Below are 14,267 nucleotides of genomic sequence, written 5' to 3' on the forward strand. Positions count from 1 at the left end.
GTGCCCATGTCGGAACGCGAACCCCGAACGATCGACCTGCAAGGAATCCTGGACCTGCTGCCCCACCGGTATCCGATCCTCCTGGTGGATCGCATCCTCGATTTCGAGCCCGGGCAGTGGATCCGGGGGCTCAAGAACATCAGTTTCAGCGAGCAGGTCTTCCAGGGCCACTTCCCCAGCCGCCCCGTGTTCCCCGGCGTCTACATCCTCGAGGCCATGGCGCAGACCGGCGGCTGCCTGCTCCTCCAGGACATCGAGGACCGGGCCCGCAAGGTGATCTACTTCATGGGCATCGACGGGGCGAAGTTCCGGAAGCCGGTGCTGCCCGGCGACCAGCTGGTGATGGAAGTCAAGGTGGTCCAGCTCAAGGGCCGGATCTGCAAGATGCGCGGCGAGGCCTTCGTGGACGGCCAGAAGGTCGCGGAAGCCGAATTCATGTCCATGCTGATGGACCTGGCCGAGGGAGAAGGACGATGAGCACGCAGATCCATCCGAGCAGCGTGGTGAGCCCGGAGGCCCGGCTGGGCGAGGGCGTGGTCGTGGGGCCCTTCTGCGTCATCGAGGGCAACGCCGTCATCGGCGCCCGCACCCTGCTGCGCAGCCATGTCGTCATCGGCCCCCATACCGAGATCGGCGAAGACAACGACATCTATCCCCACGCCACCCTGGGCATGGGGCCCCAGGACCTCAAGTTCAAGGGTGCGCCCACCCGCCTGAAAGTGGAGAACCGCAACGTGATCCGGGAGGGCTGCACCCTCCATCGCGGCACCGAGGGCGGTGGCGGGCTGACCACCCTGGGCGATGACAACTTCCTGATGACGGGTTCCCACGTGGCCCACGACTGCCACGTCGGAAACAAGAACATCTTCGCCAACTGCGCCACGCTGGCCGGCCACGTGGAAGTGGGGGATGGCTGCAACATCGGCGCCTTCTCCGCCGTCCACCAGTTCTGCCGCGTGGGCCACCATGCCTTCATGGGCGGGTTCACCGTGGCCACCCAGGACGTGCTGCCCTTCATGAAGACCGCCGGCGCCCGCGACACCAAGAGCTACGGCGTGAACACCATCGGCCTCCAGCGCAAGGGCTTCCCCGTGGAGGTCGTCGAGGCCCTGAAGAAGGCCCACCGCCTGCTCTTCCATGCCGGGCTGCTCCGCGAGGAGGCCATGGCCCAGACCGAGAAGGAAGTGGGGCACGTGGCCGAGGTGGCATACCTGCTGCAGTTCATCCGGGAAGCCAAGCGGGGCGTGCATCGTGGCTGACCAGCCCGGCACGGACGCGCAGCGGCGTCACGCGACCATCGCCATCATCGGCTTGCCCAACGCCGGCAAGTCCACCCTGCTGAACGCCCTGCTGGGCCAGAAGCTCGCCGCCACCAGCCAGGTTCCCCAGACCACCCGCACCCGGGTTCTGGGCGTGGTGAACCGCGGCGACGTGCAGCTGGCCTTCCTGGACACGCCGGGCATCCACCTGCCCAAGCACGCCCTCAACGAGCGCATGATGGCCCATGTGGAGCAGGCGCTGGAAGCGGCCGACCTGCTGCTCTGGGTGGTGGACGCGGACGACTACCTGGGCACCGGCGAGCACGCCCTGGCCAAGCGCCTGCGCAAGATGGGGCGGCCGACCTACCTGCTGCTGAACAAGATCGATCTGCTCTCCAAGGGGCGCCTCCTGGAGAAGGTGGCCACCTACAAGGACCTGCTCCCCTTCAAGGAGATCGTGCCCATCGGCGCCAAGATGGGCCTGAACCTGGATCCCCTGTGGACCCTGCTGGAGCGTGATGCGGCCCAGCCCGGCTGGCTGCACGACGAGGAGACCTTCACGGATCAGACCGAGCGCTCCCTGGCCGCGGAGTTCATCCGCGAGAAGGTCCTCCGTAAGACCCGCGAAGAGGTTCCCCACGGCGTGGCGGTGCTCATCGAGCAGTGGGTCGAGCCCGGCCACGCGGACTATCCGGAGGATCTGGGACCCGAGGGCGTCTTCATCGCTGCGCGCATCCTGGTGGACCGCGACGGCCACCGCAAGATCCTGCTGGGCAGCCAGGGCGACATGATCAAGGACATCCGCCAGAGCGCCCAGCGCGAGTTGAGGAAGCTCCTCCAGCGCCCGGTGCGCCTGGAGCTGTTCGTGAAGGTGGACGAAGGCTGGCGGGACCGGCCCGATCGCCTGGACCGCCTGGACCTCTAGGTCAAATCGACAGGTCCGTGGCCCGGTGCTCCGTATCGAGCGGCGCGAGACCCGCGGTGCCCGTGACCGAGGTGTACTGGCCCCGGTCCGGATCGAACGCGAACACCTCGCCGGTCTCGATCTTGTAGACCCAGGCGTGCAGGTGCAGTGCGCCATTGGCCATGGCCTTGGCCACCGCCGGATGGCTGCGGAGGTTCTCCAGCTGCACGAGCGCGTTCTCCTCGACAGTGGCATGCAACAGCTCGTGGCCCTTGAGGTGCCCGTAGCTCTCCCACATGATCCGCTCGGTCTTGCGGGCATGGGCCAGCCAGGACCTGGTGGCGGGAAGCTGCCCCAGCTGCTCGGGCTCCAGCAGGGCCTTCATGGCGCCGCAGTTGGAATGGCCGCAGACGATGATGTCCTTGACCTGGAGGACGGCGACCGCGAACTCGATGCCCGCGGCTGTGCTGCCCAGGCTCTCGTAGGGGGGCACCAGGTTCCCGACGTTGCGCAGGATGAACAGTTCGCCGGGCTGGGTCTGGGTGATCAGGTTCGGGCTGATGCGCGAGTCCGAGCAGGTGATGAACAAGGTCTCCGGCGCCTGATCCCTGCCCAGGCGTTCGAAGAGGTCCTTGTGCGACTTGAAGATCTGGGTCTGGAACTGGTGGATGCCGTGGACGAGCTTCTGCATGCCTCCAGTCTACCGGAGGTAGGCTAGAGATTCAGGTGCGCCAGGTGCTCCTCGGAGCTGATGGGGGTGTTCGGCTCGTCGTGGATGATCTTGCCGTCGCGCAGCTTGATGATGCGGTGGGCGTGGCGGGCGATGTCCTCCTCGTGGGTGACGAGGATGATGGTGTTGCCCTTCTGGTAGAGGTCCTCGAAGAGGGCCATGATCTCCACGCTGGTCTTGGAATCCAGGGCGCCGGTGGGCTCGTCCGCCAGCAGGATGGAGGGGTCGTTCACCAGGGCCCGGGCGATGGCCACGCGCTGACGCTGGCCGCCGGAGAGCTGGTTGGGCATGTGGTCGCTGCGGGTGCCCAGGCCGACATTCTCCAGGGCCTTGATGGCCATCTGGTGCCGCTCGGCGGGCGTCTTCCCCGCGTAGATCAGGGGGAGCTCGACGTTCTGGAGGGAGGTGGTGCGGGCGAGCAGGTTGAAGGTCTGGAAGACGAAGCCGATCTCCTCGTTGCGGATCTGGGCCAGGTCGTCATCCGTCATGGCCGAGGCCAGCTTGCCGTTCAGTTCGTAGGTGCCGCTGGTGGGTGTGTCCAGGCAGCCGATGACGTTCATCATGGTGGACTTGCCGGATCCGGAGGGGCCCATGATGGCCACGTATTCGCCTCGCCGGATCTCCATGGACACGCCGTCCAGGGCCCGAACTTCCATGTCGCCCATCTGATAGACCTTGGTGATGTCGGTGAGCCGGATCAGGGGCGCGTCGGTCATGGGATCCTCGAGGGGCCTCCGAAGGCCCTGGTCCATCTTCGCAGAAGCCCCGGGCCAGGTTTAGGGCTCCCGGCAAAACCCCAGGACGCCTCGCTGGGAGCCCTCCCTGGATTCCCGCTACAATCCTTGATCCGCCTACATCCTGCCGTTAGGTTCCGCCACGATGATCGATTCCCTGATCCGAGCCCTGGGTCAGCCGCTGTTGCGGCTGCGCTACCGAATCCACACCGAGGGTCTGGAGGCCGTTCCCCCGAGTGCCAAGCCGGGGATCCTCTTCCTGGCCTCCCACCCGAGCCTGGTGGATCCCTTCATCCTGGGGTCGGAACTGCACAGACGGTTCTCGCCCACCCTGGTGATGGGCCGCGACCATGCCGCCTCCGCGCCCATGCGCTGGCTGGCCCGGGTCCTGGGCGCCAGGCCCCTTCCGGACCCCGTGGACCATGGGGACCGCACCCGGGAAGCCCTGGACAGGGAACTGGCGGCGCTGGCAGGTCGCCTGGCCTCCGGGCGCAACATCCTGATGTTCCCGGGCGCCCGGCTGGCCCGGCAGAAGACCCAGGATCTCGCCGACAACAGCGCCGTCGCGGAGATCCTCCGCCTGGCCCCGGACGCCCGGGTGGTGGTGGTGCGGCTGCACGGGCTCTGGGGCAGCCGCTTCAGCGCCGCGTCGGGAAGGCGTCCCTCCGTCGGGCCCGAATTGTTGAAGGGGCTGGGCTACCTGCTGGCCAATGCCCTGTTCTTCATGCCGCGGCGGGAGGTCCAGGTGGCCTTCGAGGAGCTCCATGGCCTGCCCGCGCAGGCCGGGCGCGAGGCCATCAACCACGTGCTGGAATCCCGCCTGAACGAAGGCGCCACGCCGCGCATCTTCGTGCCCTACCTGGTCTGGCGGGATCAGGCGCCCCGCACCCTCCCCGAGCCGCCCCGGCCCAGGGTGGAAGGCAATCCCCGCAGCGTGCCGCCCCAGGTCAGGGATACGGTGAAGCGCCACTTGCAGGCCGTGACGGGCCATCCGGACATCCAGGAGCACCATCACCTGGTGAAAGACCTGGGCCTGGATGTCCTGGGTCATCGCGAGCTGGAGATCTGGCTCGAGCAGGCCTTCGGCTATCCCTGCAGCGACCCGGCCTCCCTTCAGACGGTGGGTGATCTGCTGCTGGCGGCCACAGGAGCAGCCGTCTCCCTGCGCCAGGGGGAACTGAAGGCGGTGCCGCATGCCTGGTTCCATTCGCGCACGGACCTGCCCATCGAGATGCCCGAAGGCGACACCATCCCCGAGGTCTTCCTCAAGCAGGCACGGCGCGACCCGGGCCGTGTGGTCCTGGCGGACCAGCTCGGCGGCGTGAAGACCTACCGGGATGTCATCACGGCGGTGCTGGTCCTGAAGCCCATCTTCGAGCGCCTGGAAGGAACCCATGTGGGCCTGATGCTGCCCGCCTCGGGAGGCGCCAGCATCCTCTACCTGGCCTTGCTCTTCGCGGGGAAGACCCCCGTGCTGGTGAACTGGACCGCCGGGGCCCGCAGCACGGCCTATGGTCTGGACCTGGTGGGCGTGAAGCACGTGGTCACCGTGTCCACGCTGGTGAATCGGCTCCAGGCCCAGGGCGTGGACCTCTCCGCCGTGAAGGACCGTCTGCTGCTGCTGGACGAGGTCGGGAAAGGCATCACCCTGCGGACCAAGGTAGCCGCCGCGCTCCGCGCGCGCCTCGGCCGGTTCTCCCTCGATCCGGCGAAAGTCCCTCCCACGGCGGCCCTGCTCTTCACCAGCGGCAGCGAAAGCCACCCCAAGGCCGTTCCCCTGAGCCACGGGAACATCCTGGCCAACATCCGGGACATCACCCAGGCCATCCATTTCCACGAGGATGAGCGGGTGCTGGGATGCCTGCCGCCCTTCCACGCCTTCGGCCTCACCACCACCACCATCCTGCCTCTGCTGCTGGGCCTGCGGGTGGTCTACCATCCCAATCCCACCGAGGGACGGATGCTGGCCCGCCTCATTGAGGCCTATCACGCCACCTTGCTGGTGGGGACGCCCACCTTCCTGGGCGGCATCCTCCGCACGGCCGAGGACCGCCACCTGGAATCCCTGCGGATCGTGGTGTCCGGCGCCGAGAAATGCCCGGATCAGGTGTACGCCACCCTGGCCCGGCGCTGGCCCAAGACCACCGTGCTGGAGGGCTACGGCATCACCGAGTGCTCGCCGGTGGTGTCCGTGAACCGGGAGGAGGATCCCCGGAACGGGACCATCGGGAAGCCGCTGGTGTCCGTGGAATGGGCCATCGTGGACCTGGAGGCGGGGCGCCGGGTGGAGCCGGGCCAGGCCGGCATGCTCCTGGTGCGCGGACCGAGCATTTTTTCCGGCTACCTCAACCCCGATGTGGAATCGCCCTTCGAGTCCTTCGAAGGTCGGGACTGGTATCGCACGGGGGACCTGGTGCGCCAGGAGCGGGGCGTGCTGGTGTTCGCGGGGCGCCTCAAGCGGTTCGTGAAGCTGGGCGGTGAGATGGTCTCCCTGCCGGCCATCGAGGAGGCCTTGGCCAAACGTTTCCAGGGGGAGGACGAGATCGAGCCGCTGCTGGCGGTGGAAGCCACCCCGGAGGATCTCAACCCCGACCTGATCCTCTTCTCCGTGGCGGGCATCGGCCGGGATGACGCCAACGCAGCCATCCGTGCCGCGGGACTTTCCTCGTTGCACAACATCCGCGTGGTCCGGCAGATCGACCAGATCCCGACCCTGGGCACGGGGAAGACGGATTACCGGGCCCTGAAGGCCATGCTGGAAGAGGCCGGGGCCTAAGTCGGAACCTCCAGGAGCAGGGCCGACCCCAGCCCCCCGCCGATGCCGAGGGTGGCCACCCCCAGGCCTCCGCCCCGCTGGCGGAGCTGATGGACGAGGGTCACCACGATGCGCGCTCCGGAAGCACCGATGGGGTGGCCCAGGGCCACGCCACCACCGGCGACGTTGAGGCGGTCCTCCGGCAGACCCAGCTGTCGCTGACAGACCAGGAGCTGGGCCGAAAAGGCCTCGTTCAGCTCCCACAGGTCGATGTCCGCCACGGTCAGTCCATGGGCCGCCAGCAGACGCCGCACGGCGGGAACGGGCGCCTCGCCCATGTCCAGCGGGTCCACGCCCGCCTCGCTCCACCCCAGGATCCGGGCCAGGGGAACGGCGCCGCCGGCCTGCTCGCGCCGGCCGATGAGGAGCCCCGCCGCGCCATCGGACAGGGCCGACGCATTCCCCGCCGTGACCTGGCCGTGGGGATCGAACACCGGGGCCAGGCGGCCCAGGTCCTCCACCGCGATCTCCTGGCGCACGCATTCGTCGTGATCCAGCGCCGGATGGGGTAGGAGCTCCGCCCGGAAGTCCGCCCGGGAGGCCCGCCGATGACTCCCGGCCGCCCAGGTGTCCGCCTCGATCCGGGTGATGCCGCGCTTGGCGGCCAGCCGCTCGATGGTCTCCCCCATGAGAAGCCCGGTCACCGGGCAGCGCAGACCGTCGTGGTGCATGACATCCGGCAGCTGGCGGTGGCCCATGCGAAACCCCCAGCGCAGGCCCGGAACCAGATGGGGCGTATCCGACATGGCTTCGCTGCCGCCGATGAGCACCGGGGCCTCCGCGCCGTCTTTCAGGCGCTGGGCGGCAAGGAGGAGGGCCTGGAGGCTGGAGCCGCAGGCCATGTTCACGGTGAACGCCGGGACGCCGAAGGGCAGGCCCGCCTGCAGGGCCAGGGTGCGGGCCGGGTTCATGCCCTGGGTGTGGCTCCGCGCCATGCCCCAGATCAGGCTGCCGGGTCGGGGCAGGTCCGGCCGGGCCAGGAGGCCCTCCACGGCGGCGCGTCCGAGGGCCACGGCGCCCTGGCCCGCCAGGCTGCCACCGTAGCGACCCTGCGGGAGCCTCCCCGCGGCGAGGATCAGCAGGTCGTGGGCTTCATTCATGAGGCCGGATCCCAATCATCTGGTGTGGGCTCCCGGGGGCCCAGCCGCGCATCCGGCGGGAACCAGACATCCCAGAGGGCCAGGTGCCTGGCGATGTACTCACGGGCCCAGTAGCGGATCCGATTCACGGGCGGGCGGCTCTCGGTGGAGGCGGGGACGCCCCATGCCTGCAGTCCGAGGTGATCGGCCAGATAGAGGGCCCGGGGCAGGTGGAAATCCGAGGTGACGATGACCACCTTCTGCTGGCCGAAGACGGCCTGCGCGCGCTTGAGGCTGTCCCAGGTGCGGAAGCCCGCATAGTCGCTGATGATGCGGGTGGGGGGAACGCCCTGCTTGACCAGCCAGCGTCGCATGGCCTGGGGTTCGTTGTAGGAGGGGTGGCGGTTGTCGCCGGACACCAGGAACCAGCGGACCTTCCCGCTCTGATACAGGCTCAGGGCCGTGCGGAGGCGGCCCTGGAGGAGCTCGGTGGGCTCTCCATCGCCGTAGACGCCGGCACCCAGCACGAGCACCGGGCCGCTCACCGGCGGAAGCTCCTCAGCCCGGTAGATTTGCTGGTGGTGCATGGCCGGGAACCTTCCCAGGGTCCAGAGCAAGTCTCCCAGGAGGAGAAGCGCCAGGGCCAGAAGCAGGGTCCGCCGGTGCGGCCTGAAGCGATGAAGAAAGGCGGAGATCGGCATCGTGAGTTAGCATAGACCTTCCGTACGCCCCAGCCCCATGGACCTCCCGCCTGAACGAGACGCCTTGATGAACATGAGCCTTGATCCCGCAGTCCGTTCCCCTCGTCTGTCCCCGCGTTTCCCGTTGGCCCTGGCCCCGCTGGCCCTGGTCCTGGCCGGGGGCGTCACGGGCTGCTTCCGGGCCACGGGCGTGGGCCGACCCACGGTGGCGGTGGAGGAAATCCCCGCTTCCGGAGGCGATCGCCTGCACGGCCTGAAGGCGACCTCGGGACCCGGGGACTTCTACCTCGGCAACGATGCGGTCCAGATCGCCGTGGACGGCGCGGCGTTCGGGAACCGGGAGGGCCAGTTCGGCGCGCCCTCCGGTGGCGCCATCCTCGATGTGGGCAACGTCGCCCTCGACCAGAACTACAAGCGCGTGTCCCTGCCCACGGACATGGTCGAGCGCCTGGGTCCCGTGGTGAACCAGGACCCCGACCTGCCGCTGGTTTTCGACCGGTACTCGCCCGGGACGGGTGTGAACGAGGTGTACCTGGACATGCAGGGCTACCTCCTGGATCCCAAGGGGAAGCTCGGAGTGGCCACGGATGCCCAGGGGAGGGTGCTGGGAGTCAGCGTCGCCCACCGGATCACCCTGAACAAGGCCAATACCTACTTCACCCTGGAGACCACGATCACCAACGAGGGAACGTCGGCCCTCCCCATCCGGAACCTAGGGGATTTCCTTTCGCAGCATGGCGGTGGATTCCGGTTCGTGGTCCCCGCCGTGACGACATTCGATGGGACCCCGATCAGCAGCTGGGGGGTTGAGATTCCGGGATCGGACTTCACGGCACCTCTGACGACGAGCGTGGTGACGCCCATGGTGGCGCTCATGGGCTCGGAATCCTCCGGAGACACGCTGGATGCCCACTCCACCCTGGGCATTCTGCCGCTGGACGTGGATCAGGTGCTGGTGGCCTCGGATCCTCAACCCGCGCTCACCGAGCTCCGTCCCCGCTTCCCGGGCCGACTGGTCGTGGGGAGCCCCGCTGCGACCAGCCTGCCGGCAGGACAACCCATGACCTACCGGCGCCGGTTGTACGTCCTGGGCGGAGAGGTCGGGAATGCCAGCATCTCAGGCACCCAGCCGGCCCAGGCGACCGCGGTCTTCAACGAGATGGTCCAGGCCCGGCTGGGGTTCCACAGCGGCGAATACGGCATCCTCACGTTCGACTCGTTCGGTACGGCCGCCCGCACGGGTCCGCTCCAGACCGAGTTCCGGTTCGATCGCTACACCGGCTCGAGCGCGGATCCCTCCACCGACGCCGATCCCTCCCATTGGGTCACCGAACGCGTGGAGTGGCGCGAACCCAGCGACATCCCTTCCTCCAGCGGAGCCATCGGCGTCTTCCTTCCGGCCGTCGCGGATGCCCGCGGCACGGGCCTCAGCCAGCCGTACCGGGTGACCGCGCGCAACGCTTTCCAGAGCAACACGCTGTATCTCGGCACCAATACGTCCAACGCCGACCGGCCCTACCTGCCCACCCCCATCACGCCGTCCAAAAGCCAGATCTGGACCTTGGCGGAGAACCTGAGTCCCGAGCGGGCCGAGGTCACGGACGCGTCCGGGAACGTGGTCCGCAGCAAGCAGCAGCGGCACTCCTTCGTGGCCCGGCAGGCCGGAACCCTGGAGATGGATGGCCTGAATCCCCTCCGCATCACCCTGGCAGGCCAGGGAGGAGCGCCCGATCCCTCCATGAAACGGTCCCGCCGCCTGGCCGGATATTACGACCGGGTCTACAAGGCCAAGGTGATCTCAAGCGCGAGCGTGGCGGACTACCAGTACATCGCCGGGAACCAGGTTTTCGGGACGTCCTTCCGGTATTCCGGCGGAGGGGTTTCGGTCTTCCTCCCTCCGGGAGACTACCTGGCCTACGGCACCCGCGGTCCGCTGTCCCACCTGGAAGCGCTGCCCGTGAAGTCCTATGACGGCCAGACGGATTTGAGCCATACCTTCGTGACCCTCCCCCCGACCCTGCCGACCGGCTGGAAGGCCTTCGATGTTCCGAGCCCCACCCAGGCGACCACCGGCGGCCTGAACCCCGGCGAGATGCTCAGCTCCGCCCTCGCGGAGGGGGTGGATGCGGTGACCCGCACGGAAGAGGATCACCTGACGGATCCGACGGCCCTCAGGACCGAGTTCCGGACGGAGATCGAGAGCGCGGCGGTCACGGACGCCCAGCGCATCCCCATCGGCATCGACCCGCTGGTGGTCGGCGCCCGCAGCTCCACGCTGGCGGACGGGTTCGCGACGGCCCTGTTCACGCCCGTTCCCAACGGGGATCGCAACGGCGGAGCCAGGCCCTCCAAGGGCTGGACCCTGGCGGACTTCATCACCCAGGCAGAGGGACGCTACAACATCGTCCACCGGCCCCGGGGGCCGCAGGGATTGTTCACCGTCCGCGGGTTCGATCCCGCCGTTCCCCTCGGATCGGGAGCGAATGCCTGGTGGACCCAGACCGGCCCTGTTTCCCTCGGCGCGCATCAGGGGGATTTCGATGCCCTGGAGCTGATCCGGGCCGAAGGGTGCGATCCCGCGGATCCCACCGCCTGGTTCGCCGAGTTCAAGGCGGTCCGGAGCGACTGGTTCTCCCTGCTCAGCCAGCAGGCTCCGACGGCCTTTACCAAGGCACTGGGGCTCTCCGCCTCGAAGTTCAGCTACGACACGCCTGTGGGTCTGGCCCGTACCTACCTGAAGCTCGGTTCCGGAACCTTGACCCAGGACACCCTCGATCCTCTGCTGGCCGCGCTTCGCAGCGGCGCGGCCGTGGCCTCCACCGGACCTCTGCTCGACGTGGCGGTCAACGGCGTAGGCCCCGGGGGACTGGTGGCCGGGCCCGCCCCCACCGTATCCATCACCATCTCGCTCTATGCGGCGGACTGGGTGCCGGTGGATGAGGTGCGCGTGGTCGTGAATGGCGTGGCCCAGGTGGTACCCATGAGCAGCTTCACCGCCTCCTCCACGGACTTCCGCCTCCGCACGGCGACCCTGAATGGCGTGGCCATGCCCACGGGCAAGGATGCCTGGCTGGTGGTCGAAGCGGGTGTGCCCCTGGCCACCACCGGGGCCTATCAGGCCGGAACGCCCTGGAACAAGATCATGAAGGGCATCTATCCCCTCGCCGTCACCAACCCGATCTTTGTGGATGTGGACGGCGGGGGGTACACTCCTCCCGGACTCTAGTCGGCAGGGGTGATGTGATGGCGGATTGGCTTCCGGAGCGCCTTCCGGAGGATATCGATGCGGAACGGTCCTTCCTGGCCACCTGCTGCGCCCCGGGCGCGGGGTTCGTGGCCAGCGAGGCCGTCTTCGCCCTGGCCGAGGAGGACTTCGTCCACCCGGCCCACCGGGCCGTGTTCCGGGCCCTGCGCACCCTCATCGAGGCCCAGGTCGAGGTCAACTCCCTCACCCTGAAGGACGCCCTGGACCAGGACGACAGCCTGAACAAGGTGGGGGGCTACCCGGGCCTGGTGGAGCTGCTGGCGGGCGAGGACGTGGAGCGCCCCCAGGTGCTGGCGGACCTCATCCGGCGCAAGGCCAAGCTGCGCCGCCTCGTCCATCTGGGGGCCCAGCTGGTGCGCCAGGCCGCGGAGGAAGACGAACCCCCGGAAGTGCTGGTGGACCAGACTGCCCAGAGCCTCTTCCACCTGGCGCAGGGAGATGCCAAGGCCAAGGGCCTGCTCACCATCCAATCGGTGGCGGACGATGCCATGGAGCGTCTCCACGATCGCCTGGAGGGACGCTTGTCGCCCGGCGTGCGGGTCGGTTTCCAGCGTTTCGACGAGCTCACCCAGGGTTTCCAGCCCGGCAACCTCATTGTCCTGGCTGCCCGCCCCGGCGTCGGCAAGACCGCCCTGGCCCTCAACTGGATCCTGCGGGCCGCCCAGGAGCGGGACGGCCGTCCGGGCCAATGCGGAGCCTTCTTCAGCCTCGAGATGAGCCACGAGGAGGTGTTCATGCGCCTGCTCGCCGCCCAGAGTCAGACCAACATGAAGGACCTCCAGTCCGGCCGCGCCACCGGACGGCTGGATCACGTGATGCGGTCCCGGGACGAGCTGGTGCAGATGCCGCTGTTCATCTGCGACCAGGCCTCCATCACCGTCCCTCAGATCCAGAACATGATCGTGAAGCAGGGCAGCCAGAGTAATCGGCGGGTGGAGTTTGTCATCATCGACTATCTCCAGCTGCTCAGCAGCCCCGAGAACAGCCGGGGCGCCAAGCAGAACGAGGCCGTCCGCATCGGCGAGATCAGCCGCGGCCTCAAGCTCATGGCCAAGGACTTCGGGATTCCCGTGGTGGTGCTCTCCCAGCTCAACCGCGAGGTGGAGCACCGCCAGGGCGGCCGGCCCCAGCTCAGCGATCTCAGAGATTCCGGTGCGATCGAGCAGGACGCCGACATGGTGGCCTTCATTCACCGCAAGCTGATGCCCTCAGCCAACGAGGAACCCGACAACTCCGCCGAGCTCATCGTGGCCAAGCACCGCAACGGCCCCACCGCCATCATCCAGCTGCACTTCCAGGGCGAGTACGCCATGTATCGGGAGATGGTGCGGGAGACCTCCTCCTACGCATAAGGAAACGGTTCCTTCCATCTCTTCCCATACGAAAAAGCGGCCATCCGGCCGCTTTTTCGTATGGCTCGACGAAGGATCTACTCCAACCCGAAGGTGGAGTTCTCCAGCTCCTTTTTCACGAAGGCCATGAAGAGGTCGCCCATGGCGCCATCGATGATCCGATGGTCGAAGCCGAGGCTGCTGAACATCACCTGGCGGATGGCGATGAAGTCAGTACCGTCGGGGCCGGTGATGACGACGGGGCGTTTGACGATGGCGCCTACGCCCTGGATGGCCACCTGGGGCTGGTTGATGACGGGCAGGCCGAAGGTGTCGCCGTAGACCCCGGGGTTGGTGATGGTGAAGGTGCCGCCACTGATCTCGTCAGGCTTGAGCTGCTTGCCGCGGGCGCGCTCCGCCAGGTCGTTGAGGCTGCGGGCCAGGCCGCCGAGGTTCATCATGTCGGCGTTCTTCACCACCGGGACGATGAGGCCCCAGTCCAGGCTCACGGCGATGCCCAGGTTGATGTCCTGCTTGTAGACGATGTTATCGCCGTCCACGGAGGCGTTGACGATGGGATAGGCGCGGAGGGCCTTGCAGGCCGCCATCATCACGAAGGGCATGAAGCTCAGCTTGGTGCCGAACTGGGCTTCGAAGGCCTTCTTGTGCTTGTTGCGCAGCTGGGCCACGTGGGTCATGTCGATCTCGAAGACCGTGTAGACGTGGGCCGAGGTGCGGCGGCTGGCCACCATGTTGTCCGCGATGATCTTGCGCATGCGGCTCATGGGCTCCACCTTCACCCGCTCGCCCGGAGCGAAGGCGGGCATGGCGGGGGCAGAGGCGATGGACATGCTGGGCGCCAGGCCCATGGTCGGCGCCGAAGGATCATGCACCGCGGGCAGGGCCGGCGCGATGGATGGCGCGATGGAGAGGGCAGGGGCGGCGGTGGTGGCCGCCGGGCCCTTGGCCAGGTAGGTCTCCAGGTCCTCCTTGGTGACGCGGCCGGCCTGGCCGCTTCCGGAGACCTTGGCGAGGTCGATGCCGTGCTGCTTGGCCATCTCGCGGACGAGGGGGCTGCTCTTGGTGCGCAGGCGGCCTTCCAGGCTGTTGTCGTCCTCCTCGGCCAGCGGGGCGGGGGGCGCGGCGACAGGGGCTTGAGCCGCGGCGGGAGTGGTCGCGGCCGGCGCGGCTGCGCCGGAGGGCTTCTCCGAGGCATCGCCGATGCGGGCCACCACGGTGCCGACCGGAACGGTGGCGTTGACTTCCACGAGGATCTCCAGCAGCGTGCCGGCGGCGGGGGCGGGAATCTCCGCGTCCACTTTGTCGGTGCTGATCTCGTAGAGGGTCTCGTCCTTGGCGATCACGTCGCCGGCCTTCTTGTGCCACTTCAGCACGGTGGCTTCCGCAATGCTCTCGCCCATCTGGGGCATGACGACATCAAAGGCCATG

11 protein-coding genes are annotated in these 14,267 nt (G+C 68.0%); 6 read left to right on the forward strand and 5 right to left on the reverse strand.

Annotated features, from left to right (window positions below; genetic code table 11):
• The first annotated feature begins 6 nt into the window (after window positions 1-6).
• The 3 genes from fabZ to era are packed head-to-tail and all read left to right on the forward strand — an operon-like array spanning window position 7 to window position 2,184.
• A complete protein-coding gene (fabZ, locus tag MLG87_RS01085; protein ID WP_243288180.1) occupies window positions 7-477 on the forward strand; it encodes a 3-hydroxyacyl-ACP dehydratase FabZ in 471 nt (156 codons plus the stop codon).
• Window positions 474-1,259: an acyl-ACP--UDP-N-acetylglucosamine O-acyltransferase gene (gene lpxA / locus MLG87_RS01090; protein WP_243293383.1), complete on the forward strand. Its 786-nt coding sequence runs from the start codon at window positions 474-476 to the stop codon at window positions 1,257-1,259. Before fabZ ends, lpxA begins: the two co-directional genes overlap by 4 nt.
• On the forward strand, window positions 1,252-2,184 hold the full coding sequence (gene era, locus MLG87_RS01095) for a GTPase Era (RefSeq protein WP_243293384.1): 933 nt from the start codon (window positions 1,252-1,254) through the stop codon (window positions 2,182-2,184). Before lpxA ends, era begins: the two co-directional genes overlap by 8 nt.
• Before the next feature lies 1 nt (window position 2,185).
• Here era and MLG87_RS01100 read toward each other — a convergent pair whose 3' ends face one another.
• Together MLG87_RS01100 and MLG87_RS01105 are read right to left on the reverse strand one after the other, a co-directional pair.
• Window positions 2,186-2,854 carry a carbonic anhydrase gene (locus MLG87_RS01100; protein ID WP_243293385.1) on the reverse strand — a complete coding sequence of 223 codons (669 nt, stop codon included), beginning with the start codon at window positions 2,852-2,854 and terminating at the stop codon, window positions 2,186-2,188.
• A gap of 23 nt (window positions 2,855-2,877) precedes the next feature.
• A complete protein-coding gene (locus MLG87_RS01105; RefSeq protein ID WP_243288184.1) occupies window positions 2,878-3,609 on the reverse strand; it encodes an ABC transporter ATP-binding protein in 732 nt (243 codons plus the stop codon).
• A gap of 163 nt (window positions 3,610-3,772) precedes the next feature.
• Here MLG87_RS01105 and MLG87_RS01110 point away from each other — a divergent pair, with 163 nt between their 5' ends.
• A complete protein-coding gene (locus tag MLG87_RS01110) occupies window positions 3,773-6,403 on the forward strand; it encodes an AMP-binding protein (protein ID WP_243293386.1) in 2,631 nt (876 codons plus the stop codon).
• Here MLG87_RS01110 and MLG87_RS01115 read toward each other — a convergent pair.
• Window positions 6,400-7,542: a thiolase family protein gene (locus MLG87_RS01115; protein WP_243293387.1), complete on the reverse strand. Its 1,143-nt coding sequence runs from the start codon at window positions 7,540-7,542 to the stop codon at window positions 6,400-6,402. The two genes, MLG87_RS01110 and MLG87_RS01115, sit on opposite strands and share 4 nt — an antisense overlap.
• Window positions 7,539-8,108, reverse strand: coding sequence for a SanA/YdcF family protein (locus MLG87_RS01120; RefSeq protein ID WP_243293388.1), 570 nt, complete (start codon window positions 8,106-8,108; stop codon window positions 7,539-7,541). Before MLG87_RS01120 ends, MLG87_RS01115 begins: the two co-directional genes overlap by 4 nt.
• A gap of 187 nt (window positions 8,109-8,295) precedes the next feature.
• On the opposite strand from MLG87_RS01120, the gene MLG87_RS01125 reads away from it, so the two are divergent.
• Window positions 8,296-11,448 carry a CehA/McbA family metallohydrolase domain-containing protein gene (locus MLG87_RS01125; protein ID WP_243293389.1) on the forward strand — a complete coding sequence of 1,051 codons (3,153 nt, stop codon included), beginning with the start codon at window positions 8,296-8,298 and terminating at the stop codon, window positions 11,446-11,448.
• 17 nt (window positions 11,449-11,465) lie between these two features.
• Window positions 11,466-12,839, forward strand: a complete 1,374-nt coding sequence (locus MLG87_RS01130; protein WP_243293390.1) for a replicative DNA helicase — start codon at window positions 11,466-11,468, stop codon at window positions 12,837-12,839.
• 77 nt (window positions 12,840-12,916) lie between these two features.
• On the opposite strand, the gene MLG87_RS01135 is transcribed toward MLG87_RS01130, so the two are convergent.
• Window positions 12,917-14,266 (reverse strand): dihydrolipoamide acetyltransferase family protein, encoded by a 1,350-nt coding sequence (locus MLG87_RS01135; protein WP_243293391.1) that lies wholly within the window; start codon window positions 14,264-14,266, stop codon window positions 12,917-12,919.
• Between the last annotated feature and the right edge of the window lies 1 nt (window position 14,267).

Origin of the sequence: Geothrix mesophila (assembly GCF_022808835.1) — a bacterium.
Taxonomy (GTDB): domain Bacteria; phylum Acidobacteriota; class Holophagae; order Holophagales; family Holophagaceae; genus Geothrix; species Geothrix paludis.